Origin of the sequence: Bacillus sp. FSL K6-0994 (assembly GCF_038630815.1) — a bacterium.
Lineage (GTDB): Bacteria > Bacillota > Bacilli > Bacillales > Bacillaceae > Bacillus > Bacillus safensis.
The window spans coordinates 2,095,407-2,120,417 of sequence record NZ_CP152043.1 but is presented as its reverse complement, the minus strand read 5'-3'; the positions used below and the strand labels follow the sequence as shown (position 1 = coordinate 2,120,417).

27 protein-coding genes and 1 other annotated feature are annotated in these 25,011 nt (G+C 41.3%); of the genes, 18 read left to right on the top strand and 9 right to left on the bottom strand.

Translation table 11 applies throughout. The annotated features are described in order from the left end of the window. Window positions 1–72: 72 nt before the first annotated feature. A complete protein-coding gene (gene namA / locus MHB69_RS10855; RefSeq protein ID WP_081124558.1) occupies window positions 73–1,089 on the bottom strand; it encodes an NADPH dehydrogenase NamA in 1,017 nt (338 codons plus the stop codon). Window positions 1,090–1,229: 140 nt separating this feature from the next. Here namA and MHB69_RS10850 point away from each other — a divergent pair, with 140 nt between their 5' ends. From MHB69_RS10850 to MHB69_RS10830, 5 genes are all read left to right on the top strand, one after another. Beyond that, a complete protein-coding gene (locus MHB69_RS10850) occupies window positions 1,230–2,846 on the top strand; it encodes a M20/M25/M40 family metallo-hydrolase (RefSeq protein WP_211043265.1) in 1,617 nt (538 codons plus the stop codon). 364 nt (window positions 2,847–3,210) lie between these two features. Continuing rightward, window positions 3,211–4,560, top strand: a complete 1,350-nt coding sequence (locus MHB69_RS10845) for a radical SAM protein (protein WP_034280314.1) — start codon at window positions 3,211–3,213, stop codon at window positions 4,558–4,560. Continuing rightward, window positions 4,560–5,816, top strand: a complete 1,257-nt coding sequence (locus MHB69_RS10840) for an MFS transporter (RefSeq protein ID WP_034280316.1) — start codon at window positions 4,560–4,562, stop codon at window positions 5,814–5,816. Before MHB69_RS10845 ends, MHB69_RS10840 begins: the two co-directional genes overlap by 1 nt. A gap of 19 nt (window positions 5,817–5,835) precedes the next feature. Further along, entirely contained in the window at window positions 5,836–6,324 is a 489-nt protein-coding gene (locus tag MHB69_RS10835) for a DinB family protein (RefSeq protein WP_046311693.1), read from the top strand. Between the two features lie 12 nt (window positions 6,325–6,336). Next, window positions 6,337–6,480 (top strand): hypothetical protein, encoded by a 144-nt coding sequence (locus tag MHB69_RS10830; RefSeq protein WP_155267113.1) that lies wholly within the window; start codon window positions 6,337–6,339, stop codon window positions 6,478–6,480. A 50-nt stretch (window positions 6,481–6,530) separates the two neighbouring features. On the opposite strand, the gene proC is transcribed toward MHB69_RS10830, so the two are convergent. After that, window positions 6,531–7,358: a pyrroline-5-carboxylate reductase gene (gene proC, locus MHB69_RS10825; protein WP_065214657.1), complete on the bottom strand. Its 828-nt coding sequence runs from the start codon at window positions 7,356–7,358 to the stop codon at window positions 6,531–6,533. Between the two features lie 41 nt (window positions 7,359–7,399). Next, window positions 7,400–7,611: a binding site (T-box leader), on the bottom strand. A 168-nt stretch (window positions 7,612–7,779) separates the two neighbouring features. Between proC and MHB69_RS10820 the strand changes: the two genes are divergently transcribed. Together MHB69_RS10820 and MHB69_RS10815 are read left to right on the top strand one after the other, a co-directional pair. Further along, window positions 7,780–8,730 carry an MBL fold metallo-hydrolase gene (locus MHB69_RS10820; RefSeq protein ID WP_211043270.1) on the top strand — a complete coding sequence of 317 codons (951 nt, stop codon included), beginning with the start codon at window positions 7,780–7,782 and terminating at the stop codon, window positions 8,728–8,730. Window positions 8,731–8,742: 12 nt separating this feature from the next. Next, complete coding sequence (locus MHB69_RS10815; protein ID WP_342495552.1) at window positions 8,743–9,519, top strand: SDR family oxidoreductase; 777 nt, start codon at window positions 8,743–8,745, stop codon at window positions 9,517–9,519. A 63-nt stretch (window positions 9,520–9,582) separates the two neighbouring features. Here the strand turns inward: MHB69_RS10815 and MHB69_RS10810 are convergent, their stop codons facing one another. Next, the gene (locus MHB69_RS10810) at window positions 9,583–10,911 is read right to left on the bottom strand and encodes a CoA-disulfide reductase (RefSeq protein ID WP_061109319.1); all 1,329 of its coding nucleotides are present in this window, start codon (window positions 10,909–10,911) and stop codon (window positions 9,583–9,585) included. A gap of 188 nt (window positions 10,912–11,099) precedes the next feature. Here MHB69_RS10810 and coaA point away from each other — a divergent pair, with 188 nt between their 5' ends. Next, window positions 11,100–12,059, top strand: a complete 960-nt coding sequence (gene coaA, locus MHB69_RS10805; protein WP_024428044.1) for a type I pantothenate kinase — start codon at window positions 11,100–11,102, stop codon at window positions 12,057–12,059. Window positions 12,060–12,092: 33 nt separating this feature from the next. On the opposite strand, the gene MHB69_RS10800 is transcribed toward coaA, so the two are convergent. The 4 genes from MHB69_RS10800 to MHB69_RS10785 all read right to left on the bottom strand — a co-directional run bounded on the left by MHB69_RS10800 (window position 12,093) and on the right by MHB69_RS10785 (window position 15,723). Then, window positions 12,093–13,328: an MFS transporter gene (locus tag MHB69_RS10800; RefSeq protein ID WP_024428045.1), complete on the bottom strand. Its 1,236-nt coding sequence runs from the start codon at window positions 13,326–13,328 to the stop codon at window positions 12,093–12,095. Window positions 13,329–13,528: 200 nt separating this feature from the next. Continuing rightward, a complete protein-coding gene (locus tag MHB69_RS10795) occupies window positions 13,529–13,873 on the bottom strand; it encodes a YolD-like family protein (protein WP_176967013.1) in 345 nt (114 codons plus the stop codon). 15 nt (window positions 13,874–13,888) lie between these two features. After that, window positions 13,889–15,121, bottom strand: a complete 1,233-nt coding sequence (locus MHB69_RS10790) for a DNA polymerase IV (protein WP_061109317.1) — start codon at window positions 15,119–15,121, stop codon at window positions 13,889–13,891. A 152-nt stretch (window positions 15,122–15,273) separates the two neighbouring features. Next, the gene (locus MHB69_RS10785; protein ID WP_024422888.1) at window positions 15,274–15,723 is read right to left on the bottom strand and encodes a YfmQ family protein; all 450 of its coding nucleotides are present in this window, start codon (window positions 15,721–15,723) and stop codon (window positions 15,274–15,276) included. 279 nt (window positions 15,724–16,002) lie between these two features. On the opposite strand from MHB69_RS10785, the gene MHB69_RS10780 reads away from it, so the two are divergent. The 5 genes from MHB69_RS10780 to MHB69_RS10760 all read left to right on the top strand — a co-directional run bounded on the left by MHB69_RS10780 (window position 16,003) and on the right by MHB69_RS10760 (window position 19,676). Beyond that, entirely contained in the window at window positions 16,003–16,482 is a 480-nt protein-coding gene (locus tag MHB69_RS10780; protein ID WP_176967014.1) for a GNAT family N-acetyltransferase, read from the top strand. After that, window positions 16,479–17,453, top strand: a complete 975-nt coding sequence (locus tag MHB69_RS10775) for a GNAT family N-acetyltransferase (RefSeq protein ID WP_034280332.1) — start codon at window positions 16,479–16,481, stop codon at window positions 17,451–17,453. Before MHB69_RS10780 ends, MHB69_RS10775 begins: the two co-directional genes overlap by 4 nt. Before the next feature lie 79 nt (window positions 17,454–17,532). Beyond that, the gene (locus MHB69_RS10770; protein ID WP_024428050.1) at window positions 17,533–17,859 is read left to right on the top strand and encodes an iron-sulfur cluster biosynthesis family protein; all 327 of its coding nucleotides are present in this window, start codon (window positions 17,533–17,535) and stop codon (window positions 17,857–17,859) included. Between the two features lie 12 nt (window positions 17,860–17,871). Next, a complete protein-coding gene (locus MHB69_RS10765) occupies window positions 17,872–18,111 on the top strand; it encodes a YqkC family protein (RefSeq protein ID WP_176967015.1) in 240 nt (79 codons plus the stop codon). Between the two features lie 302 nt (window positions 18,112–18,413). Next, window positions 18,414–19,676 carry a tetratricopeptide repeat protein gene (locus MHB69_RS10760; RefSeq protein ID WP_070326525.1) on the top strand — a complete coding sequence of 421 codons (1,263 nt, stop codon included), beginning with the start codon at window positions 18,414–18,416 and terminating at the stop codon, window positions 19,674–19,676. A 26-nt stretch (window positions 19,677–19,702) separates the two neighbouring features. Here MHB69_RS10760 and MHB69_RS10755 read toward each other — a convergent pair whose 3' ends face one another. Beyond that, window positions 19,703–20,629, bottom strand: coding sequence for an alpha/beta hydrolase (locus MHB69_RS10755; RefSeq protein ID WP_335371103.1), 927 nt, complete (start codon window positions 20,627–20,629; stop codon window positions 19,703–19,705). Between the two features lie 123 nt (window positions 20,630–20,752). Between MHB69_RS10755 and MHB69_RS10750 the strand changes: the two genes are divergently transcribed. Continuing rightward, on the top strand, window positions 20,753–20,977 hold the full coding sequence (locus MHB69_RS10750; RefSeq protein WP_211043277.1) for a YqkE family protein: 225 nt from the start codon (window positions 20,753–20,755) through the stop codon (window positions 20,975–20,977). Window positions 20,978–21,161: 184 nt separating this feature from the next. Next, entirely contained in the window at window positions 21,162–21,566 is a 405-nt protein-coding gene (locus MHB69_RS10745; protein WP_338422732.1) for an antimicrobial peptide LCI, read from the top strand. 135 nt (window positions 21,567–21,701) lie between these two features. On the opposite strand, the gene MHB69_RS10740 is transcribed toward MHB69_RS10745, so the two are convergent. Next, the gene (locus tag MHB69_RS10740; protein WP_342495551.1) at window positions 21,702–22,625 is read right to left on the bottom strand and encodes an aldo/keto reductase; all 924 of its coding nucleotides are present in this window, start codon (window positions 22,623–22,625) and stop codon (window positions 21,702–21,704) included. Between the two features lie 168 nt (window positions 22,626–22,793). On the opposite strand from MHB69_RS10740, the gene MHB69_RS10735 reads away from it, so the two are divergent. Genes MHB69_RS10735 through MHB69_RS10725 form a run of 3 tightly spaced genes read left to right on the top strand, consistent with a single transcriptional unit; the run spans window position 22,794 to window position 24,968 of the window. After that, window positions 22,794–23,351 (top strand): NUDIX hydrolase, encoded by a 558-nt coding sequence (locus MHB69_RS10735; protein ID WP_070326527.1) that lies wholly within the window; start codon window positions 22,794–22,796, stop codon window positions 23,349–23,351. Beyond that, window positions 23,348–24,529, top strand: a complete 1,182-nt coding sequence (locus MHB69_RS10730) for a TIGR00375 family protein (protein ID WP_144496201.1) — start codon at window positions 23,348–23,350, stop codon at window positions 24,527–24,529. Before MHB69_RS10735 ends, MHB69_RS10730 begins: the two co-directional genes overlap by 4 nt. Next, on the top strand, window positions 24,516–24,968 hold the full coding sequence (locus tag MHB69_RS10725; protein ID WP_305933700.1) for a GNAT family N-acetyltransferase: 453 nt from the start codon (window positions 24,516–24,518) through the stop codon (window positions 24,966–24,968). The genes MHB69_RS10730 and MHB69_RS10725 overlap by 14 nt, the downstream gene beginning before the upstream one ends. Window positions 24,969–25,011 lie beyond the last annotated feature (43 nt).

Sequence of the window (25,011 nt, the reverse complement as noted above, 5' to 3'; positions counted from 1 at the left end):
GCAGATATGTTTCTCTTAAAAACAAAAAAGATGCCTATTTCGAAAAATAGACACCTTTTTTCCTAAGAGCTTTTACCAAGCGCGATCATATTGACGCGGGCTTTCGATGGATGTACGGAGTTCTTGAGCAGCTGTTTTTGGGAAGTATGGATCCCGTAAAAACTCTCTGCCAATAAAGATCAAATCCGCACGCTGATTTTGTAAAATCTCCTCTGCCTGTACACCAGATGTGATGAGACCGACAGCAGCTGTTTGAATGCCGGCACCTTCTTTTATTTTCTCTGCGAATGTGACTTGGTAGCCGGGGAATGTATTGATTTTCGCCTGTACGACAGCACCTGAGCTGACATCGATTAAGTCGACACCTTGCTCTTTGAGCCAAGTGGCAATCCCAATATAATCTGCAATATCAAGTCCTTTTGTCGTGTAATCAGAAGCCGACACACGGACAAATAAAGGTCCGTCCCATACGGTATTGACTGCATCTACGACTTCTCTTAAGAAACGATAACGGTTCTCTGGTGAACCGCCATAGTCGTCTGTTCGGTGGTTCGCCAGCGGTGAAAGAAATTCATTGATCAAATAGCCATGTGCACCATGAATTTCAATGATGTCAAAACCCGCTTTTTTTGCCCGTACAGCTGCATCCTGAAACGCCTGAACGGTATCTTTGATTTGGTCAACAGACATCTCGACAGGGGTTTTAGATGTTTCATCAAATGGGATGCTTGATGGTGCAAGAATGTCTCCATCAAGTTCAGCCTTACGTCCTGCATGGGCTAGCTGGATGGCTGTCTTCGTTCCGTATGCTTTGATTTGTTCGTTTAATGAAGCGAAACCTTCAATGTGCTCATCGCTCCAAATCCCGAGGTCTTGATCACTAATTCTTCCCTCGGGAGATACAGCACTGGCTTCCACCATGATGAGACCAGCCTGACCTTGTGCACGGGAAATATAATGTGTGAAGTGGAAAGGCTGTAATTTCCCATCACGGTCATAGGATGAATACATACACATCGGGGACATCACGATGCGGTTTTTCAGTGTAACACCTTTTAATGTCCAAGGTGAAAAGAGTTTTGTTTCCAAATACCTTCGCCTCCTCATGGAATTGTATAGCCGATTATAACAGCCATTCAAACTTTCGTCATAAAAGGTGCTCAAAGAATATAGCTTTTATACACGTTTTTGTATAATGGAGAGATAGAGACATCAAAGGGGGAGAACGGATGAAATGGCAAAAAGAGAGTGAACTAAAGGAGCTCCTGACAGCTCTTATGCAGTATGAAAGCATATCAGGTACAACAGGAGAAGTCGCGTTAGCGGAATATTTATATTATTTGCTGAGGGAGCGGCCTTATTTTGAGCAGAACCCTGATCATTTGGCTTTGCATCCGATGAAAGATGGCCGGTATTATTTAACGGCACTTGTGAAGCGAAGTACGCTGCAGCGTACCGTGCTGCTTCTTAGTCACTTTGATGTAGTCGATACAGAAGATTACGGCGAATTTCAAAACATGGCATGCAAGCCTGAAGAGTTAATGACTTCCTTTTCGCAAAAAAGTGAGCTTCTTCCAAAGAGGGCAAGAGAGGACCTTGCTTCAGGCGACTGGCTGTTTGGAAGAGGGGCCATGGATATGAAAGCAGGTCTCACCGTACAGCTTTCTATGCTGGAAAGAGCGATGACAGAAACATTTGATGGAAATGTCCTGCTCGTCACAGTTCCTGATGAGGAAGTAAATTCACAAGGAATGCTTGAGGCTGTGCCGAAGCTAAAAGAGCTTAAAGAAAAATATGATCTTGACTATACCGCGTGTTTAAACAGTGAGCCGATGTTTGAAAAGTATCCAGGGGATGAACATCATTATATGTATACAGGCAGTATAGGAAAGGTATTAGCCGGATTTTTCTGTAAAGGGATCGAAACGCATGTAGGAGAGCCTTTCTCAGGCTTAAATGCGAATTTTATGGTATCTGAACTAAACCGGCTGTTAGAGCTCAATAGTGACTATTGTGAGGAAGTAGATGGTGAAGTAACGCCGCCTCCAACGAACTTAATGCAAAAGGATTTGAAAGAAGCCTATTCCGTTCAAACACCTCACACAGCCGTATCTTTATTTAATGTGCTCATGATGAAACGTTCAAGTGAAGAACTGCACGGACTTCTCTATGAAACTGCGAAACAAGCAGCAGACCAAATCGAGGCAAATCTTCGGCAGAAAACAGCTGACTTTCGGCGCTTTAAACACTTTACACCAATAGACACTCAGGTGACGGTTCTCACATATCACGAGCTGTATCAAAAAGCCGCAGATCGCTCTGGTGAACAGGAAGTCGAGCGCATTGTCAACTATGCATTCGCCAACCGAGGTGAACTTGGAGATCGTGATTTTTCAACGAAAATTGTCTCGGAGCTGACGACACTATGTAAGGAAGAAGGACCGCTGATTGTTCTATTTTATAGTCCGCCATTTTACCCTTCGGTGTCCTCAACAGAAGATACGCATATTCAGAAGACATTCAAGAAGATTCAAAAAGAGGCAAAAGAGGTATATGGACTTGAAGTAGAGGAAGTGAAATATTTCCCGGGATTGTCTGATTTAAGTTACTTACAGCTCGAAAAGCAGGAAGTAGGTCATTATACAACCAATATGCCGCTTTACCAAAAAGGCTATTCTTTACCGCAAGGAGAAAAGGAAGCCCTTTACGTTCCAGTCATCAACGTAGGTCCACTAGGAAAGGACCCGCACAAATGGACAGAGCGGCTGCACGTCCCGTTCTCTTTTGGCATTTTGCCAGAATTATTAGAATCAACGATTCATGCTTTATTAGAGAAAAGTAAGTAGATGTAATGAAGAGCCCTATCTTAATGATAGGGCTTTTGGTTGTGAATGTTCAGTCTATATTTTCATGGTTATACCAAAAGTTTCATACGTAAATTGTATATAAAACAATAGTCCTTACAAAAAATAGTGAAAATGATTGAAATATTCAGAAAAGTCTATTATAATCAATTATGTAATTAAGTTACAATTTATCTAATTGAAAGGAGGTGATGAAAATGAAGCGTAACGAGTGGATTGCAATCTAATGAATAGAATCAATACTTACTGTAAAGAGTGTTTCACAGAGAAGTGATTTTCTTAGCTTCTCTGTGAATTTGTATGTGGGATAAAAATAGACGAGAGTTGGGTGAGAGAATTGTCAAATATGAAAAGTTATTATGATGAGCATCCGTCTTTATGGAATTTTCTTTATCCTTTTTTTGGCCAAGCGAGCCAAGAAGGAGCACAATCTCGTGTGACAGAATTCATTCAGAAAGAACGAACATTTCAAAAAGGGAAAAACGCTTTATATTTACATATCCCTTTCTGCGATACGATCTGTTCGTTTTGTCCTTTTATTAAATCTACGAAATATGAGCCCATTATCGGAAAGTATATAGATGCTTTAATCAATGAGATGCGTATCTTATCCCAATCCCCTAATATCCAAAAAATGACGTTTGATGTGGTGTTCGTTGGTGGAGGTACTCCTTCCATAATGCCCCCAGAACTAATCTATCGACTTTCGACCGCTATAAAAGAAAATTTCTCATTATCTGCTGATTATGAATGGACATTTGAATGTGAAGCAAAAACAGCTACACCAGAAAGAGTGGCTGCTATGGCTGAAGGTGGAGCCAACAGAGGGAGCTTTGGTGTCCAAACATTAAATGAACACTATCGGAAAATGTTCAACTTAACGGCTAGTTTTGATCAAATCTCTCAGACTGTGGACTTAATGAAACGTCATTTCCAATCTTATAACATTGATTTGCTTTATCAGCTGCCTGGACAAACGAAAGAAGAGATGATAGAGGACATAAATGGAGTGATGTCATTAGGAAGCACAAGTATTGATACGTATCCACTAGAATATATTGCTTGTTCGAAGGGATGGTTATCAAAAATTAACAAAGGCAAGGTGCCAATGCCGCCAAATCCTAAAGAAAAATTTGAGTTTAGTGATACATTATATCGTCATTTAAAAAAGAATGGCTGGCATCAAAATTATGTGTATACGTTTATGGCTCCAGAGCATCAGAATAAACGTTTTCAATATGGCGAAGTGATTTACGGGGGATATGAAGATCAATATATTGGTTTGGGAACAGGAGCGATCTCCTACATGCAAGGCATGATATGGTCAAATGAAGGAAATACGCAAAAGTATATCGAAAGCCTGACGAATCAAGAATTACCTATTGTTAAATCTAGAGAATATCATGCTTTTGATAGAAGACTCGTCTTCTTCCCTAAAACAATGAAAATAGAAAAAACGCATCTCAATCGAATGCCAAAGCGTGAGGAAATCTATCGTAAACTACAACTGCTCATAATGAAAGGAGTAGTTGAAGAAGCGGAGCAATATTTTGTAATCAAAGAAGAAGCGAAGCCATGGTATCCAGCGATCTTAGTTGATCTTATCCCAGAAAAAGAGAGAGAAAATTATGATCAAGCCGTGGAGTTTATGCAAAAAGAGTTAGGTTGGTACGAGTCGACTGAGGTGCTCCTCTAATGATTTCAAAGAAAGAAACGACATCGCTATTCAAAGATCAAAATTTTGTCTGTTTCTTTATTGGGCAAAACTTATCTGCTTTTGGAGATTGGTTTAGAACGATAGCGACGATTGGTTTAATTTATGAACTTACTGGGAAAGCGACCCATCTAAGCATTCTATTTATTTGTTCCATGCTCCCTCTCATTTTAACATCCATGCTTTTGAGCCCAATTATAGATAAGTTTTCTTACAAAAAAGTTGTGATATTCGCAGATGTGGCACGTTTTATCATTGGACTGGGGTTTGTTTTAGTTGTCACAATGAATGTTACACCGTTTATCCTTTATTTATTATTAGCGTTAAATGGTGCTTTCTCTGGTATATATCTGCCTGCTCGTTCATCTATGATACCTGAAATCCTTGATAAGGAGCAGCTTTCTAAGGGGAATAGTATACTGGCCACATCTTTTAGCGCATCGATGCTCATTGCGACAGGATTAGGCGGGTTGGTGACAGAAATTTGGTCAATTTCCACAATTTATTTAGTAGATGCGCTGACATTTTTATTATCAGCTATGCTGTTAATTCCAATTAAAGCGAAAGAAGCGTCTGAAAAAAAAGAGTATGTGTCATATGTTCAAAGTTTTAAAGAAGGAATTAAAGAAATCAAGGGATCACCCAAAATTCAAAGCGCCATATGGATATTGATGTCAAGAGAGTTTGCTTTAAGCATCGTTTATGTTTTATTTAGTCTGTATATTTTAGAAGTGGCAAGAGAAGGGAATTTTGGCTTGGGGCTTGGTCATACAATTAGTGGACTAGGGCAAATTATCGGTGGACTTACACTTGCAGCGTACTTCAAAAAAGTGAAATTCTCCTTTCAATTTTATAAAAGGTGGTCTACATTAGCGGTTATATTGCTTGCGATATTACATGCATTGTCGTATCAACAAACGACTTTTATTGGATTTTTGATTGTTGTTTTATTAGCCAATCTATTATATAGCCCAATCGAAGTTTTGTATTCTACTAATATTATGACATATGCAAGCAGTCATTTAAGAGCCCGTGTGTTTTCAGCAGGTCTTGCATTATCACGCATATTTTATATTAGTGGGTTTATCCTCATGGCATTTATCGGAGATTTGATTCCTATACATGTCATCGCTATAGGGATGGCAGGGCTTGTGATAGTAGCAGGTTTGATGAACAGCTTACTGCTACTAAAAGGAAAGCATCAAGATAAATCAAAAGTAGAAATGCATTCACTGTAAAGGAGACGTTGATTGCGTAATGGAAACTGGGAAATTAACAAAAACAGACATCATCACATCGCTTCAGGAAAGTATGAGTGAACTAGAGAAAATAGTGAAGGCTTGTGATGATTACACACTGGATCAATCTTTGGGGGAGGGGAAGTGGTCAATTAAGCAGCTCGCCGGGCATTTGTATGACACAGAAGAAGTCTGGTCAGAGCGGATAGAGCAAGCGATATCAGATGATCACACGCCCTTTCAATCGTATGATCCTGAAATATACGTGAAAGAAAGAGCGTATGAATGGTATAACGCTGACGATATCAAAGCATTGATCAAACGGATGAAAGAGAGAAGAAACAACACTCTTCGGCTATTAGAAAAAGATATTTGGGAACAATCAGGCCTGCATCCGGAAGAAGGAGTGATGACCGTCCAAATATTAGCTGAAACTATCGCTTTACATGAACAACATCATCTGGATCAAATCAAAGCCATCATGTCAATGAGTGAATCATCTACATGAGGAGGTGCTAAAGTGAAGCATCAAGAATTATTAGTTGATGTGAATTTTTATCAGGCACGTGATTCTTTATTAGAACAAGCCATTTCTAGTAAAGAACAGAAAGAACCGAAGTGTGAATCACGCAATTCACACCCAGTGGCCAGCGAGAAAAAATAGAGGGTCATATGTGAAAAAGCACCTGTCATCAAAACAGGTGCTTTTCAATTTCATTTATACGTGCTTGCTGAAAACATTTCGTTTAATTCTGCTGCACGTTTAGTGGCTGTTTTGACACAATCGACAACGGCCTCTTCAAATTGATAGGCAGCCAGTGTGTTCAGGCCGGCTTCTGTTGTACCGCCTTCACTTGTAATTTCTTTGCGCAGTTGGGCAGGCTCTTTTCCGCTGTCTTGAAGCATATTGGCGGCGCCTGCAATCATTTGGCAAATGAGTAATTTCGCAGTTGCTTGGTCCATTCCAAGTTCCGAAGCTCCTCGCTCCATTCCTTCAATCAAATGATAAATGAAGGCTGGGCCGCTGCCTGCGATGGCTGTCACAGCATTTAGCTGCGATTCATCTAATACTGTGACATGCCCGATTGTTTCAAACAGCTCGACTGCTTTTTTCTTTTGCTCCTCTGTCACTTCATGACTTACGGCAATACCTGTTGCTGACTGCTGAATCGCCGCTGATGTATTTGGCATCGCACGAACGACTGCTGTCTTTCCGCCAGCATAGTGTTGAATCGTTTCAATGGAAATACCAGCTAAAATAGAAATGATCAGCTGTCCATGTAAATGAGGCTGGACTTCAGAAATTCCGCTTTCTGCATCCTTCGGTTTTAAGGCAAAAACGAGAATATCCGCTTCTTCATAAATAAAGGACCGAGCGAAATCCGTTTTGACCCCATAACGTACCTGTAATTCTTCTAATCGTTTTTCATTCGTTTTGTTTGTAACAATGATATCTTCATTCGACATCATTCCGCTTTTTAATAAACCTTTGATCATAGACTCTGCCATTGAGCCTGCACCGATAAATCCAATTTTACTCATAAGCTGCTCCTCCTTGTAGAAAATAAAAAAACCTCTCGCCTGAAAAGGACGAAAGGTTTTTCGCGGTACCACCCTCAATTAGCATGCAAACCTGCATACTCAGCTCTAGTCCCTTAACGCGGGAAACGTTTAGGTTTGCCTAACAGCTCAAAGGGCAGGTTCAGCAAATAAGAGGATGGTGAAGTCTTTCAGCCGGCGGACCTCACTCTCTTGCATCGTTATTTTGCTTACTAATCCTTATCATCGCGCATCATATATTTGTTGTTCATTATGCAACGATGGACAAGTTTATGTCAATAGGGCAGTTTAAAAAATTGCCCATCTAAACCGCATGACAGTCTGCCTTTTGCAAGATACAATGAAGTATGAAGGCTTAAGTACCCACAATCATGAGTCAAAAAGCAGGAGATGACGTATAAAAGTGAAAGAAAACATCATTCAATTATCCATCCCGACGCCGTTTGCCGTTGGGGATGTGCATGCATATGTATTAAAAGGAGAGGCCGTCACCTTAGTAGATTGCGGTCCGATGACAGAAGAGGCAGAGCATGCTTTTGTCACGCAATTAAAGGAACATCGTTTATCGATAGACGATATTGATCAAGTGGTGCTGACCCATCATCATGCAGATCATGTCGGTCTGTTAAATCTGATGAAACCTCATGTCCGTGTGATCGGACACCAGCTAAATGAGCCGTATATTAGTCAGGATCCAGTGTTTAAGCAGCGCCAAGTGGACTTTATGATTCCTTTTTTTCAGCAGTTAGGTGTCCCGCTTCGGCAAAATGAGTGTGAAAAAATGGTGAAGCAATCTTATACATATTCTTGTACTTCACATGTAGATGAGGTCATAAAAGAAGGTGATCGTTTAAGCGGGCATGAACACTTCTTTGTGATGGAAACACCCGGACACGCACAATCTCATCTTTCTTTTTTAGATGAAAGAACGGGGAATTTTATTGGCGGCGACCTGCTTTTGACAACCATTTCTTCAAATCCGTTAATGGAAGCACCGTATGAAGGCGAGGAACGTCAAAAATCACTGCTTCAATATAAAGCATCACTCAATCGGTTATTGCGTCTGCCAATCAAGACGATTTATCCAGGACACGGTCAGCTCATCACGTCCCACCATGAGTTGATTGAAGAAAGATTTAAGAAACAAGAGAAACGAGCAAATACGATGTATCAGCTGCTTAAACAAAAAGAAATGACGGCCTTTCATCTTTGCCGCAAGCTATTTCCTGTGATGTATGAAGAGGCCTTGTTTTTAACGATGTCTGAGACAGTCGGTCAGCTGGATGTGCTCTTAGAGGCTGGGCAAATTAAAGAAATGCAAAAAGACGGAATCGTCTATTACAGAGCAAACTAAGGAGTGAAATGCATGGGGCGATTGACAGGAAAAAGGATTTGGATTACTGGCGCATCTGGGGGCATTGGTGAAAAAATGGCGTACTTGGCAGCAGAAGAAGGCGCAGAGGTCATTATTTCAGCAAGACGAGTGGAAAAGCTTACTAGTGTGAAAGAAAAAATTATGAGTGCTGGCGGGGTGTGTCACATCGCTCAGCTTGATGTCAGCCAGCTTGAGGACATTGATCGCGTGTATGAAGAAGTGGGGCCGGTCGATATTTTGGTCAACAATGCCGGCTTCGGCGTATTCGATCTTGTCGAAGATGCCTCCATAGAGGAAATGGTGTCGATGTTTGAGGTGAATGTGTTTGGCTTAATCGCCTGCACGAAAAAGGTCATCCCTGAGATGAAGCAAAGAGGGCAGGGACATATTATCAATATCGCGTCCCAGGCAGGAAAGATTGCGACACCCAAATCAGCTATTTATTCCGCATCAAAGCATGCCGTTCTTGGATTTTCAAACAGCCTCAGAATGGAGCTGGCAGACTCAGGCATTCACGTGACGACAGTCAACCCAGGACCAATTGCCACAGACTTCTTTACCATCGCTGACCGCAGCGGTGAATATGTGAAGAACGTTGATTTTATGATGCTGAGTGCGGACAAGGTGGCAGGGAAGGTCGTATCTGCCATGATGACGAAAAAGAGAGAGATTAATCTGCCCGGCTGGATGAACGCTGGCAGCAAATTGTATCAGTTATTCCCATTTTTATTTGAAAAAGCAGCACGAAAAGCGATGATGAAAAAGTAACAAAAAAGAAACCGGTTTTGAACTGGTTTCTTTTTTTGAGGTAAGGCTTCATTGTGACACTTTCTATATCCGTCTTGCCGCTTGCTGAAGCGGGTCCCATACACTGTTAAAAGGCGGTGCATAGCTAATATCTAAATCTTCAAGATCTGTTATGGTCAGCTCTTGGTAAAGGGCAGCCGCCACGATATCGATCCGTTTATCTACACCGTTTCTGCCGATGATTTGGGCACCAAGCAAGGTATGGTCATCGCTTCTGTAAATCAGTTTCACTTTCATTTTCTGCGCTTCTGGGTAATACTTCGCGTGATCTGTACTATCAATGGTGATGACGGAGAAAGGAATGTCTGCCTCTTTTGCTTCTTTTTCTGATAAGCCTGTTCGTCCCGCTGTCACGTCCATAAATTTCATGACGGCTGTTCCAGTCACGCCTTGAAATGCCCGGTTTGTTCCTGTCATATGAAATCCTGCGATTCTCCCTTGTTTATTCGCAGTTGTGCCAAGCGGAATATAATCCAGTGATTTTTTGATGCGGTGATAGGTTGCTGCGCAATCACCGGCAGCATAAATGTCTTTTATATTGGTTTGCATGTATTCATTTACTGCAATAGCGCCATTTTGAAGACGCTTGATTCCGGTATGATGTAAAAAGGAGGTTTGCGGAGTGACACCGATGGCCATGATGACCATATCTGTTTGAATGGTTTGTTTGTCTGTGATAACAGCTGTGACATGTGACTTGCCTTCTAATTGCTGTACCGTTTCTCCGAGCGATACGTGAATGCCCTTGGCGTCAGCCTCTTCTTTAAGGTGTTTTGCCATATCGGAGTCAAAGCCCGGGCCGAGTGCTGCTCCCCGCTGAATGATATGTACGTTTTTTCCGAGCGCTTTTAAATTTTCAGCCATTTCAAGACCGATATATCCACCGCCAATGATCGTGACATGTGTGACGTCCTTTTTTAAATGGTCTAAAATGGACAGCGCATGCGGGATGGTTTTTAATACGTGTACGCCTTCTAATGGCTGACTGTCTAAATCCAGTGTGACAGGGCTTGCTCCTGTCGCAATTAAGAGGCGGTCATAGCTTTCTGTAAAGGGTTCTTTTGTTTTCGTATGATGACCCGACACTGTTTTTTGCTCTGGGTCAATAGAGGTCACTTCGTGTAAGCATCTGGCGTCAATTCCATATTTCTCGCGAAAGGTTTCAGCACTGCGTGCGATCAGCTTTCTGTGATGATCAATGAGACCGCCGATCAAATAGGGGAGTCCGCACTGTCCATATGAGAAAATCTCTCCTTTTTCAAAAGCAACAATGTGTGCATCTGGATCCTCTCTATATATTTGCATAGCGCAGCTCATTCCTGCTGCGTCTCCGCCAATCATCACATATTTCATTTGGTTTGCTCCCTTCTATCTATCGTACTGAATACTCTTATTTACCCTCATATTCCTTTTTTTAATGCTTTTTTTTGCAAAAGAAGTAAACTTTCGTTGAAAAATAAAGACAGCGCCTTCATTTTAAGCTACAATCGGATTATCGTCTTTTTGGGTTACGAGTTTAGTGAAGATTGGTGGGAAAGACTTTGAGTGACACGAGACTAGATTTTAATACGCTATACACGCGCCATACGAGAGAGGCTTGGGCAGCTCTTGGAGAATATATGCCGGTATCTGTTTCAGAAGAGGAAGCGAGAGCGCTGCAAGGGTTAAATGACTATTTATCGCTGGAAGAAGTTCGAGATATTTACATACCGCTTATTCGTTTTTTGACATTACATGTCTTTGCAGAAAAACAAAAAAACCAGCATGTGAATGCCTTTTTAAACTACCCGCACCATGCCAAAATTCCCTTTTTAATTGGGATTGCTGGAAGTGTAGCTGTCGGGAAAAGCACAACGGCTCGTATCATTGAAACGCTTTTATCGAGGCTTGGAGATGGGCTGAAGGTGAGTCTTGTGACAACAGATGGCTTTTTATATCCTCAAAAAGAATTAAAGGATCGAGGGCTGATGGAAAAGAAGGGCTTCCCGGAAAGCTATGATGTCAAAGCCCTGCTGTCTTTTTTGAATGAATTAAAATCAGGTAAACAAACTGTGCATGCCCCGGTATATTCGCATCTGACCTATGACCGGCTAGAAGGGGTGTATGAAACAGTAGAGGATGCGGATATTGTCATTATTGAAGGAATCAATGTGCTCCAATCACCAGCGCTGGATGATCTGAAGGATGAACCGCGTGTGTTTGTATCAGATTTCTTTGATTTTTCGATTTATGTAGACGCCGCTGAAACGCAAATTCAATCATGGTATAAAGAACGATTTCGTTTGCTCAGGGAAACAGCCTTCCAAGACCCTGAATCCTTCTTTCATCAATATAAAGATTTGACGGATGAAGAGGCAGATCAAATGGCAAGCACCATTTGGAATACCGTGAACCGCCCAAATTTATATCAAAATATTTTACCGACAAAATATCGGGCTGATCTCATTTTGAAAAAAGGGGATCAGCACAAGGTGGAAGAGATCGCCATCCGCCGGGTATAAAGAAAAAACCGCTCAAACGAAAGAGCGGTTTTTTTAATGATCTCCACTTACTTTAACAGCTATGGCTGCTGCCGATCGCTTTTTTAGACGGTAATATCCAATGAGTAAAAATGGAACGCCTGCGATGGTGATCATTGACAAGACCGTAAAAATGGAGAGGGGATGGGCTGCGCCAAAATAGTCAATGCACAGTCCGCCGACAAATGGTCCGATGACGCTGCCGAGCTGAGAAAATCCCATCGCCCCAAAGTACGATCCCTTCACTTCAGGCTTTGCAATATTGTCTACAAAAAGATCCATCATCGCAAACAGCAGAACCTCCCCAATCGTAAACACGACAATGATGAAAGCAAGCATGCCGAGACTCTGTGAAAAAGCAATGGCAAACAAACTGCCGGCAAGAAGAATATTCCCGGTGGTCAGCGACAAAATGGTGGAGTAGCGCTTCGCAATCATGATGAGCGGATATTGTACAACAATGACAACCACTGCATTTAAAGATAAAAGATATCCAAACAGTTTAGGACCATCCTCAATCATAGGTGACGCTGATAAGTATTGAGGCAGCGTTGAGCTTAAATGCGAATACCCGAACGAACATAAGGTAACGCCGATGAGGATGATGCTAAAGACCGTATCTTTTTGGATAATGGAAAGGGCTTTTTTGACGCTGATTTGTTTCGTACTTTCTGGAGCAGCAACTGGATGCTTCTGAAATTGCCAGGCCAGTGTTAATCCATATAACAAATAAATGAAGGCAGCGACAAGAAATGGAAATGTTGTTTTCGATGATCCTAGATATAAGCCAAGCAGCGGGCCGAAGATCACCCCGATATTAATGGCCGTATACCGTAAATTAAAAACAAACAACCGAATACTTGATGGGGTGACATCGGATAAGAGTGCCTTAGACGTCGGTTCAAACAGTGCCCGGCACAGTCCATTTAAAGCGTTCATGAGAAAGAAGACCCAAATGGCATCTGCAAACGCAAAGCCAACAAAGACAAGTGTCCAGCCGAAGATGGATAGAAGCATGACCTTTTTCCTGCCGATTCGGTCAGAAACATAGCCGCCGTAAAAACTCGCCACGATCCCAATAAGGGAGCTGACGGCAATGATTAACCCAGCTGAAGAAGCTGAAGCCCCTTTGACTTGTGTCAAATAAACGGCCAAAAAAGGAATGCTCATGGACGTCGCCATTCGGCCGAATATGGTGCCGATGATGATCGTCCAACTAAGTGGATGTAAAGTACGTAAGTTATTTTTCATGCTGTTTCTCCCCTGAGTGTTAAGATGTTCCAATCATACATGAAAAATTGTGCAAATTAAATACACAATTTGATGGAGGAGACATCCGCCATAGGACAGAGGAGCCCCAAATAGCTCGCAAATTTGGAGAGCATGTTTTTTTCTGCCGATGCTTCTATGTCTTTTAGATCTTCTGATTCGTATGGTCACTTAAAGACCATTTAATCAAGATCAATCGCGACAATTTGCTGCAAGGACAGGTGGAGAACATCTTCATCATTGACGATTTTTATGCGCTGGGTTTCATAATGAATGGTTTTCACCCAGCCCCAAAACTGCTGTTTCATACCTGCTGCGGCATATGTCACGCAAATCGCTTGGTCCTCTGTAATCGACTGTGTGATCAAAAAATTCATTTCCTCTAGCTGATCAGTACTCAGCGGAGGAGGCGTGTATTCTTTTTTCTTCCGTTTTTGAGCAAGCAGCTGTTCACGGTGCTCTGGGAGCATCATTCGGCTTGATTCCCACATGAGGTTGTATCCAGGTGTTAATTTATTGGGATTCATGGCTGTTCGCCTCCGTTATTTGTAATGTCCACCAATTTTTTCGGCGCGGTGATACGCCTGCCCTGCGCTTGTTAGTGACGAGGCGTGCAAGAGTGCAGCAGGTCCATACTTCATATGGATCGCATCAAATACTTTGCTGAGTCTGTCTTTTTTAAAATGGTGATCAAATAAACTCAGCTGATATTGGCTGTCAGGCTGCAGCTGCGAGAGAGTAATACCTACACTGCGAATGGGCTGGCCGTCCCAGTGCTGCTGGCATAGCTGAATAGCTGCTTCTGCAATATCTGTCCCATACTGTGTGGGTGAATGGAGCTTGATTTGTCTATGAAATCCAGTCGGATGAGAAAAATCAGCACCTCTTACGCCAACAGACACCGTTTGCCCAACATAATGCTTAAAGCGCGCACGTCTTGCCACTTCTTCACTCAATTCAAGAAGGGCGACTTTGATGTCCTCAAAGGACGCATAATCATGGGGAAGGGTCATATGATGCCCAACCGCTTTTTGCTGATCATGTGTGTGAAGAGTGACCGGGGAAGGGTCGTGGCCTAAAGCAGTTCGCTGCAGAAGCTCCCCGTTGATTCCCCAGCGTTTTTTTAGCCGGTCTAACGGATAAGCAGCAAGTGTCCCGATGGTACTGATGCCCATTCGTTTTAAGTGGTGCTCCATCCGTTTGCCGACACCAAATAATTTTCCAATCGGAAGCGGCCATAAATCAGCCGCAACCCGGTCTGCACGAAGTTCATAGATGCCAGATGTGTTTTTTTTAGCAAAATGGTCACAGGCCATTTTAGCGAGCACTTTATTAGGACCAATACCAACACGTGCGTAAATGCCCGTCTGGTTCATAATGGTCGTTTGTATATTTTGAGCGATCTCGCGGGGTGAACCGAGTAGTGTCACACTCCCCGTAATATCGAGAAACTGTTCATCAATTGAATAGGGTTCGACAAGATCTGTGTATTGTTCAAGCAGTTCTGTCATCATGACAGAGACATCAAGGTAGCGCTGCATACGTGGACGTACAACGACGGCTTCAGGGCATTTCTCCTTTGCTTCCCATAATCTTGATGCATTTTGTACGCCCCGTTTTTTAGCGAGCGGGCAGGCCGCAAGTACGACCCCGCTCCGCCGCTCGGGATCTCCTGAAACGATGAGCGGCACATCCTTCAAATGGGGAGCCTCCACTTTTTCGACTGACGCATAAAACGACTGCATATCCACAAGCAGAATGGCTCGTTCATTCATGATTTTCACCTCTTAGAACGTATGTTCTGTATACATTTTAACCGCCAGAAGGTGAAATTGATACTGGTAAATCATTCAAAGAGAAGAGTGTAAATCCATACAAAAAAGACGAAGTGTCTCCACTTCGTCTCATCTGGGTAAAATGAGTCATTTTAAGCATGTGCCAAGTTGTTGGATGTTTGGAGCGGCTCAGAACGCAAACGATAGGCCGTTAGTTTTTTCTTAGGCTTATGGGTAAACTGCCGCACCACATCCACGTGGTCATCGTAATGATACAGATAAAGGGTTACATCATGCTTGCCAAGCTTTGTTTGCATGGTAAGCGGCGCCGGTCCTTCCTGTGGATGAAGAAAACGCTCTTCGTCACCAGGGTAAATATAGTAGCGTTCAATAAAGATCGCATCATTAAAATGTTGAATAATTTCAGATGTTTGCTGATCATCGAGTGGACGTCCTTGAAACGTCATCGTTGTTTGATCACTTGTTACTTTTGCATGCACCGCATAACGACTAAAAAGGCGTTCAACAACACCCGAAGGCAGCGAAGTGACAAGCAGCTTTAAAAGACTAAACACAACAAGTGAAGTAACAATCCAAACCAATATCATCATCTCCAATAAACGTTTGTTCCATTTCCTATATGATTCATCTTAACATAACAAAAGAATAAAACTTTCGCACAAAAAGTGAACTTTTTGAAATAAGTGTGAAGATTTAAAAGGAGATGACAGCGAAAGAACGAAGAACCAACAAAGCTGAAAGGAAAAAAGGCTGATACATCACCTTTACAAACAATTGATCAGATAGGTAGACTATTGAAACAGTTGATTTTTTGTGAAAAAAGAGCGGTACAGCTAAAAATGAAAAGGGGCGAGGTCATCATGATACGTCAAGTAAAGCTGTCAGATTTTTATGCGGTCACATCCGTCATTCAAAGCTGGTGGGGAGGCAGAGATTTGCGCGCAAAATTGCCAAAGCTATTTTTCGAACATTTTCAGCAAACAAGTTTTGTTGTTGTTGAAAAAGGTGAACTGATCGGCTTTTTAGTCGGTTTTTTATCGCAATCACATTCAGATGAAGCGTATATTCACTTTGTCGGGGTACATCCAGACCACCGGAAATTAAAGATTGGCAAAATTCTCTATCAAGCGTTTTATGAAGCGGCTGAAAAGGAAGGAAGAACGACGATTAAGGCCATCACAGCTCCTGTCAATAAAGTCTCGATTGCTTACCATACAAAGCTCGGTTTTCAGATAGAAAAGGGAGATAAAACAGTGGATGGCATTTCAGTTTTTTCAGATTACGACGGCATTCATGAAGACCGGGTGCTATTTGTGAAAAAGCTGGAGGCGAAAGCATGATCATCAGACTGGATCAAAAAAATAAAGAAATAGCAAAAGAGCTGTTACATATACAATTAGCCGCATATCAGCGGGAGGCAGAACAAATTGGCTATCAAGATTTACCGCCCTTAAAAGAAACGGTTAAAGACATAATAGAAACAGATGAGATTTTCATAGGATTTGAAAAAGAGGGGCATTTGTTAGGGATCGCTTCATATGAACTACATGACGATCGGATCATCCTCAGCCGGTTAGCTGTGCACCCACATCATGTCAATCAAGGAATCGGGACAGCGCTCCTGCAATCCATTATCCAGCATCAAAAAACAATCGAGCTCACAACAGCAGAGGCAAATACACCAGCAATCAAGCTTTATGAAAAATTAGGGTTTAAACAGAAGGCCCGTTTGCAGGTGGAAAACAATCTGATGTTAACAAAGATGGAACGTTTGATGCTTCGAAAGGTGGAAGTGATTGAATACCAATCGAGCTGGCCAAAACAATTTCAAGATGAGCATGACAAGCTGAAAAAGATAGTTGGCGACAACTGGGTATATGGCCACCATATTGGCAGTACGTCAGTCATAGGAATGGCGGCTAAGCCAATTATTGATATCTTGCTAGAGGTGAAGCATATCAGCAGCTTAGATGAGTGTAACCATCTGTTTCGCCAGCTTGGATATGAACCGCTCGGAGAAAATGGACTCAAGGGAAGACGTTTTTTTAGAAAAGGCGGCTTGAACCGAACACATCACGTTCACGCCTATGAAGCCGGACATGATGATGTAAAAAGGCATTTGGTGTTCCGAGATTATTTAAAAGCTGCACCTGACCGTGCCAAAGTCTATGCAGATAAAAAGCGTCAATTGGCAAAAGCCTATCCTGAAGATATGGCAAGTTATATCAAAGGAAAAGATGAGCTCATTAAAGAAATTGAACAAGAAGCGTACAATTGGTCAGACCAGTTAAAGACAAATGATCAGACATAAGAGCTGACAGGGCGTGAACATGTTTAATTGATGACTGATATGTTACAATGTAACAATCAACGAAAAAAGGATGTTCGGCATGTATATTCATATAACAGAACCAGCAGCAGCGTTCCTTACAAAACAACAAGCAGGGCATGAAACAAAAGAACTGCTCCTTCGATATGATTCAGATGGGTGCGGCTGTGCGGTAAGCGGTGTCCCAATGATTTGGCTCACAGGCGAAAGAACAGGCGAATGGGAAGAACTCAAGCATAATCAGCTCTTTAAGCTGTACATACACACAGCACAAAAGGTCTTTTTTGACGAGGAAATGACGATTGATTTTAACGAAAAAGCCAACACACTCATGTTGAAAAGTCCTCAACAAATACTCAGCCCGAGAATGGGTATACTTGTAAAGTAAGGTGGAAATGTAGTGGATCAAAAGCTAAAAGCAATACAAAATACGGCACAAAATAAAACATGGGTGTCGTTTTTAAATAACAATCATCCCTATAGCCTTTTGCACTGGTCAATAGGTGGAATGGATTCGGTGAAAAAGGACGTTTGGCTTCTTCAAGATGAAGTCACATTTGAAACAGAAGAATTTCCAACGCTCGATTTAGCTGTCAATTGGATCAAAGAGAATATGGACCAAGTAACAGATATATTATAAAAGCCCTTTTTCGGAAGGGTTTTTTTCGTGCGTTCATCATCTCATCACACCGCATGGCTGTCTAATCCGGAAAATGAGCTTTTGGGAACGGAAAAAGCCGTTTTTTAACAAACAATTCGACAAAATGAGCAAGCTGGAAATAAAAAAATAATGGCTGTAAATGCCGAAAAATAGGCATTTGCAGCGTTAATTGCGGGATACCGAAAACTTTGCGAAAAATGACATTTCATATTTCTTCCATTCGAGGAAATGTGATAGAATACAACATGTATCGTATATGAGAAGGGAGGTGCTAAAGTGAATTGAAGCTCAAGCTGTCATCGCCTCAGGTTGGAATCAAAATAAACGAATGGTATAGGCAGATTTGCGGATTTCATGTGATGAAAGCAGAGAAGCTGAAGGCGGAGATCGAGCAGGAAATCCTGGAGATGGAGCAGGATCAAAACTTGTTATTGTTTTACCAGCTGATGGATTTTCGCCACAAGGTGATGCTTGAATATTTTGAACCGGCAAAGAAAGCCTCGAATGATGAAGAGATTAAGAATTTGCTAGAAACGATTGAACATTCACAAACGAAATTAACGGATATGCTTGAATACTATGTTCATTTTTTCACAGGAATGTTTGAATTTGAACAGAGAAACTATTTAAGTGCCATTGCTTATTACCGCTCAGCAGAAAAAAAGCTCAATCTCATATCAGATGATATAGAAAGAGCAGAATTTTACTTTAAATTAGCAGAAATTTACTACCACATGAAACAAACCCACTTTTCGATGCACTATGCCTTGCAAGCGTTAGATACGTATTCTGCCTACAGAACGTACACGCTGAGAATCATCCACTGTGAATTTGTCATTGGTGCAAACTATGATGATTTGAAATGCTATGAACATGCATTGCCCTACTTTAAAAATGCTCTAAAGCGAGCACGCTCAATTGGAAACCCTCGAGTCATAGGTTCGGCCCTTTTCAACTTAGGTAACTGTTATTATCAAATGAACGATCTTGCGGAAGCAAGGCGTTATCTGAAAGACTCTATTGAAGTGTTTGAAAAGGAGAATTTAACCCATCTTAATCGCTCTCTAGACCCACTATTTATGCTGACACAAATCCTGTTTAAACAAAAACAAATAGAAGAGTCATTAACCCTCTATCAACAAGGTATTATAAAGGCCTGTGAATTAGAAGATGAAATTTACATCTGCAAATTTCAATTCTTAAAAGCATTGTACGTTGATGCAGACATAACAATCATAGACGATACATTAGACCTGCTCGAGGACAAGCGCTTATACCCAGATATTGAGGAATTGGCACTTGATGCGGCTCATTATTACAATGAGCTTGGACTGTTTGAAGTATCTACCCGGTTTTACGAAAGGAAAATTCAAGCCATATCAAAAATCCAAAATGGGGGTCATTTATATGAAAACGAGTTTGATAGTTCTTTTATTGGCAGCAACTGCAGGATTATCGGTCATGAGTCAGCAGCAATCGGAAGAGAGCCATATGGAGCTTGCGGGCAGACACCATACAACAGTGGTGACTATCGCATAAGTTAGCTCAAAAAGAGGGGACGAACTGCTGTTCATTCTCCTCTTTTATTTTCATTCAATTCAAATCTTTGAAGAAATGCTTGAATTTCTTGCTCATAAGCTTCCTTATTTTCGCTAAAAGACATTGCATGCGCACCGTGTGGCGCAATAAATAACTGTTTGTCACCCTTTTTTCGAGTATATAACTGCTGACTTTGCTCACAGGGGATATAGTCGTCATGGCGGCTATGAATAAAAAGTACAGGTTCTTTCACCTGATCGATCACATCAAGAGGGGAAACTTGCCGGATGCGGTATCCGTCCCGCCATTTTAACACTTGATCACTTAGTGGAAGAATCCATTTTCCTGAAAGGCGAAAATCTGTTTTTAATCGATAAAGAAGCTGGTCCTCAAAAGAAGCAAAAGGGCAGTCTGTTATGTAAAAATTGGCGTTTGCTTCCGGCTTTGCAGCATATAACAAGGTCGTGACTGCACCCATTGATTCTCCGTGTATCCCAATGATGGCACTTTCTCCGAGTTTTTGTCTGAGCCACTTTACGATCTTTGCTAGATCTTCTTTTTCATAATATCCATAACTTGTGGTTTTCCCGCCGCTCATTCCATGTCTTCTATGATCATAAAGCATCACATTCCATCCGAGCTTTTGGAATAATTTCATATACTTAACGGAGTTAATCAAACTGACTGTAACACCGTGGCAAAGGACGATTGTTCGTGTTGTATGGGGATACGGCACAAAATAGCCATGGAGATCATAACCAAATGCTGAAGGAATACACACTTTCTCTTTTTTAAGCTGTTGAAATTCCTCGTGGTGATAATGGCCTCCATCTGATTCTCGTTTGATGAGCTCTTTATCCGTTAATTTTCGAATATACATCATTTTATTGGTGAAAAAAATACCAATTGCAGCGAGTGGACATAATATGAAGGCAAATATAGCGATCCATTTCTTCATCTAGCCGATTCTTCCTTTCCGGAGTTTTTTCTATGACGATCATACCACATCTTGGGAGATTGGCGTGCCTCTTGCTCAGAAAATAAAACGGATGATACACTAAGTCAAAAGGAGAGAGGCACAATGAAAAAGACCAAACAAGATCAAGCAAAATTAAAGGACGGCATAAACGATGATGTCAAACAGCAGCTTCTTCAAATGAAGAAAAACCTTGCCGTCGAGACAGAAAAAAGAGAAGAACAAAAACGAAAAGACCTCCTTCGGCAGCAGAAAGAAAAAGAAAAAAACAAAAGTTTTTCAGAGCTGCTAGATGAAAGCCATTTAGACTGGAGAAAGTATAAAAGCTAAAAAAGAGGGCGATGATGCTCTCTTTTTTTCTTAAGATAGATCCACAGCAGAAACATAGAAGTGTTTAAAAAGAAAAGCACTTCTTCCCCCTTCACATCACTTCATTTCAGAATCGTGACAGTATGATATTTACAGTCAAACGAAACGAAATCCCATAACTTGTGTTTAAGATAGAAGTAAAAAGGTGAGTATTGAATTATTTAAATTCCTTTTTATTGAAAATATGGTTATTAATACCCTTTTGATAGAGGATCATTCTCCTTATAATGAAGGTGTATTACAAAATTTGGGAATGGAGATGATTCACATGAAATTGAGAAAAACAATGGCTGGAGTCGCTTTATCTTTAGGATTGCTTTTACCTGTTTCTGGACAAGCTCTTGCTACAAATGATTTAACGAATGCGGATTTAAGTACAAAGGCTACTTCAATTGTTGATTGTTCTGTAACCCCTTTTAAAGGCGCAAGTAATCGACTATGTATGTATTCAGATAATGGTTCTTTTGCAAATAGTTTCAGTCGCTTTGGTACTACATTTTATCTTAAAGGCAAATCTGGAAATTATGCATATTATGAAAGTGCAAGATAAGGACAACGGGGCTTTTAGCCCCTCTTCATTTTTAATAGAGAAACACTAGCATCATACATACGCTAAAATAAAAAGATTGTAGAAAAACATGAGTTTTTCTACAATCTGAGAGATCACATCATGTGATCTTTTTTGTTATTTGAACCGGTGCGTTTCATACACAGATGGTTTTGTATAGTAAGTTAATGCTTTGACTTCTTGGTCACTTAATGTACGTGCATTTGCTGCTGCTATATTTTCTTTTAACTGATCCACTGAGCTTGCACCAAATACAACGGAACTGACCGTAGAATGTTTTAGTATATACTGAATGGACAGTTCAGTGAGTGATAGGTCATAAGCGACTTTCTTTAAAGAAGGAATGATCTGCTGAAGCTCTTCAAATGAATATTGAAGATAGCCGTTTTTTTGAATCGCTGCACTTGCTTGAGAAAGTGGCTTTTCAGTTAATAATCCTTTCGCTAAAGGACCTCTTGCGACGACACTAATGCTTTGTTCTTCAAGTAGAGAGAACCATTCTTCTGGGCGGCGGTCGAGTAAACTATATTGCATCATCACGCTTACGATATTGGACTTTTTGGCATATTCTTTAATGACATTTGGACGGATAGATGAAATGCCATAATAGCGAATTACGCCTTCCTCTACCAATTCTTCAAAAGCCTCAATCGTTTCATCAATGGGGTCATCAATCGTGCCTCCGTGCAATTGATATAAATCAATATAATCTGTTTGAAGCCGCTTGAGGCTTTGTTTTACTGCTTCCTTTATGTACGCTTTTGAAGGGTCCCAGTCCCAGCCTGGTTTGCCTTTTTCAAAGCGGTTGCCGCCTTTTGTCGCCAAAATCAAATCCTGACGTCTGTTTTTAATGGCTTCCCCGACAATTTCCTCATTTGTCCCAAAATCATATAAATCGGCTGTATCCAGATAGTTAATTCCGAGATCAATGGCCTCATCTAATAAAGAGAGCGCTTTTTCTTTTTCCGTCCCAAGAGACATGCATCCTAGTGCCGCCTCGCTCACTAAGAGATCTGAGGTGCCAATTCGTCTTTTTTTCAATTCCATCACACTCCTATCCCTTCACATTAAGTGAAAAAAATCAGGAATTCAAGCTAGGTGATTTCAAATGGCGTATTGAAGCAAGCGTTTCGCTTTTCGCTTCTCTTAAATCATCTATGTTAAAATAAATGAAGTAAAAAGTGAAAGTAGAACGAGGAGCTGACAAAATTGAAGGACTTTGAAGAAAAAACATTATCGTCGAAAGAATTATACAACGGAAAAATCATTGATTTGGTTATTGAAGATGTAGAATTGCCTAACGGAAAACAAGGCAAACGCGAAATCATTAAACATCCTGGTGCAGTAGCCGTCATTGCACGTACAGACGAAAATAAAATCATCTTGGTCAAACAATACCGTAAAGCACTAGAGAGAGCCATCGTTGAAATTCCGGCCGGAAAACTAGAAAAAGGGGAAGAGCCGGCACATACAGCATTAAGAGAATTGGAAGAAGAAACAGGATATACAACCCAGCAGCTTCAAAAGCTGACGGCCTTTTATACATCACCTGGTTTTGCAGATGAAATTGTTCACATCTATCTAGCAGATCAGCTAGTTCCGCTTGAAGAAAAAAGAGAGCTGGATGAAGATGAATTTGTCGAAGTAATGGAAGTTTCATTAGAAGAAGCTCTGCACCTCATTGAAAAGCAGCATATTTATGATGCAAAAACAGCCTATGCCATTCAGTACTTACAACTGCAAGAGGTACTTGAGTCAACAAAATGAAGGAATTTTTTGCAGACATCCATATCCATATTGGCAGAACAAGAACAGGCAGAGCTGTCAAAATTACAGGTGCAAGGTCACTGACAATTGACCAAATTCTTATTGAAGCAGCAGAAAGTAAAGGGATGGGGATGATTGGTGTGATTGATGCACAATCTCCAGAAGTCCTAGAAGAATTAATAGAAGGTGTAGAGGAAGGCAGGTACACGGAACTAAATGACGGCGGTTTATCATTTGGACAGACAGTGCTGCTTTTAGGCAGTGAATTAGAAATCAATGATGACCATTCAAAGGGTCCGATTCATGTGCTGGCATTTATGCCCACACTACACAAAATGTCTGAGTTTTCCGCATGGCTTTCGCTTCATATGAAAAATGTGCATTTGAGTTCACAGCGCCTCTATGTTGATGGGAAAACACTTCAGCGCAAGGTTAAGGAGCTGGGAGGATTGTTTATTCCTGCTCATATATTCACGCCTCATAAAAGTCTATACGGCAAAGGGGTCAACACTTCTTTAACGGAAGTATTTGATCCTGACCTTATTGATGCTGTTGAGCTTGGTCTTAGCTGCGATACGTCAATGGCGTCCCAGCTGAGTGAGCTGAACCGTTATCCTTTTTTAACGAATTCAGATGCTCATTCTTTAGGAAAAATCGCGCGGGAATATACAAAAATCAAAATGGATCATGCCTCTTTTGCCGAATTCAAGCTAGCCCTTGAAGAAAAAGATGGCAGAGCCGTCACAGGAAATTATGGACTTGCTCCGCGGCTTGGGAAGTATTATCATACGACCTGCGAGAAATGCGGGGTTAGACCTCACGCACCAGATCAAGAAAAGTGCCATGTATGCGGACATACACGGATGACAAAAGGAGTAAGTGAACGTTTAAAAGAGCTTGCTGACCAAGAAAGTGAAAAAGGAACGAGACCTCCTTATGTTCATCAGCTCCCGCTTCAGTTTATTCCGGGTGTTGGACCTAAAACGCTGGAGAAGCTAAAAGCCGTGTTTCACACAGAGATGAATATTCTACATCAAGCAACAGAACAAGAACTAAAAGCCGTTCTGCCAGAAAAGACAGCGGGCTACATCATCAAAGCAAGGAAGGGCGAAGTCGAACTGATCGCTGGTGGAGGCGGAGTGTACGGTAAGGTGGATATCAATCATGAGTCACATTAAATGGACATGTCAAACGTTTGAACAATTGTCAAAAGAGGATCTTTACTTGATTCTTATGGAAAGAGTCAACGTGTTTGTTGTAGAACAAACATGCCCTTACCCTGAAATTGATCACCGGGACCAAGATGCGCTTCATCTCATCGCAAAAGAGAACGGCACGATTGTGGCTTATTGCCGAATTTTCCAAAACGGGATCATGTACAAGGAGGCGTCCATCGGCCGCGTGCTTGTGACGCAGGCCGGGCGGAAAAAAGGCTATGGAAAGCTGCTGCTCATCAAGGCTTTGGAAAAGCTTAGTGAACTAGGTGAAACAAGTGTCAAAATACAGGCGCAAGGCTACCTGAAGTCATTTTACGAATCATTTGGTTTCAAGGCTGTCTCAGATGTTTATGATGAAGATGGGATTCCGCATCTTGATATGGTGAAAACAGAAAGATAGACGTTTTTACGTCTATCTTTTTTATGTAACATCGTGTATCATA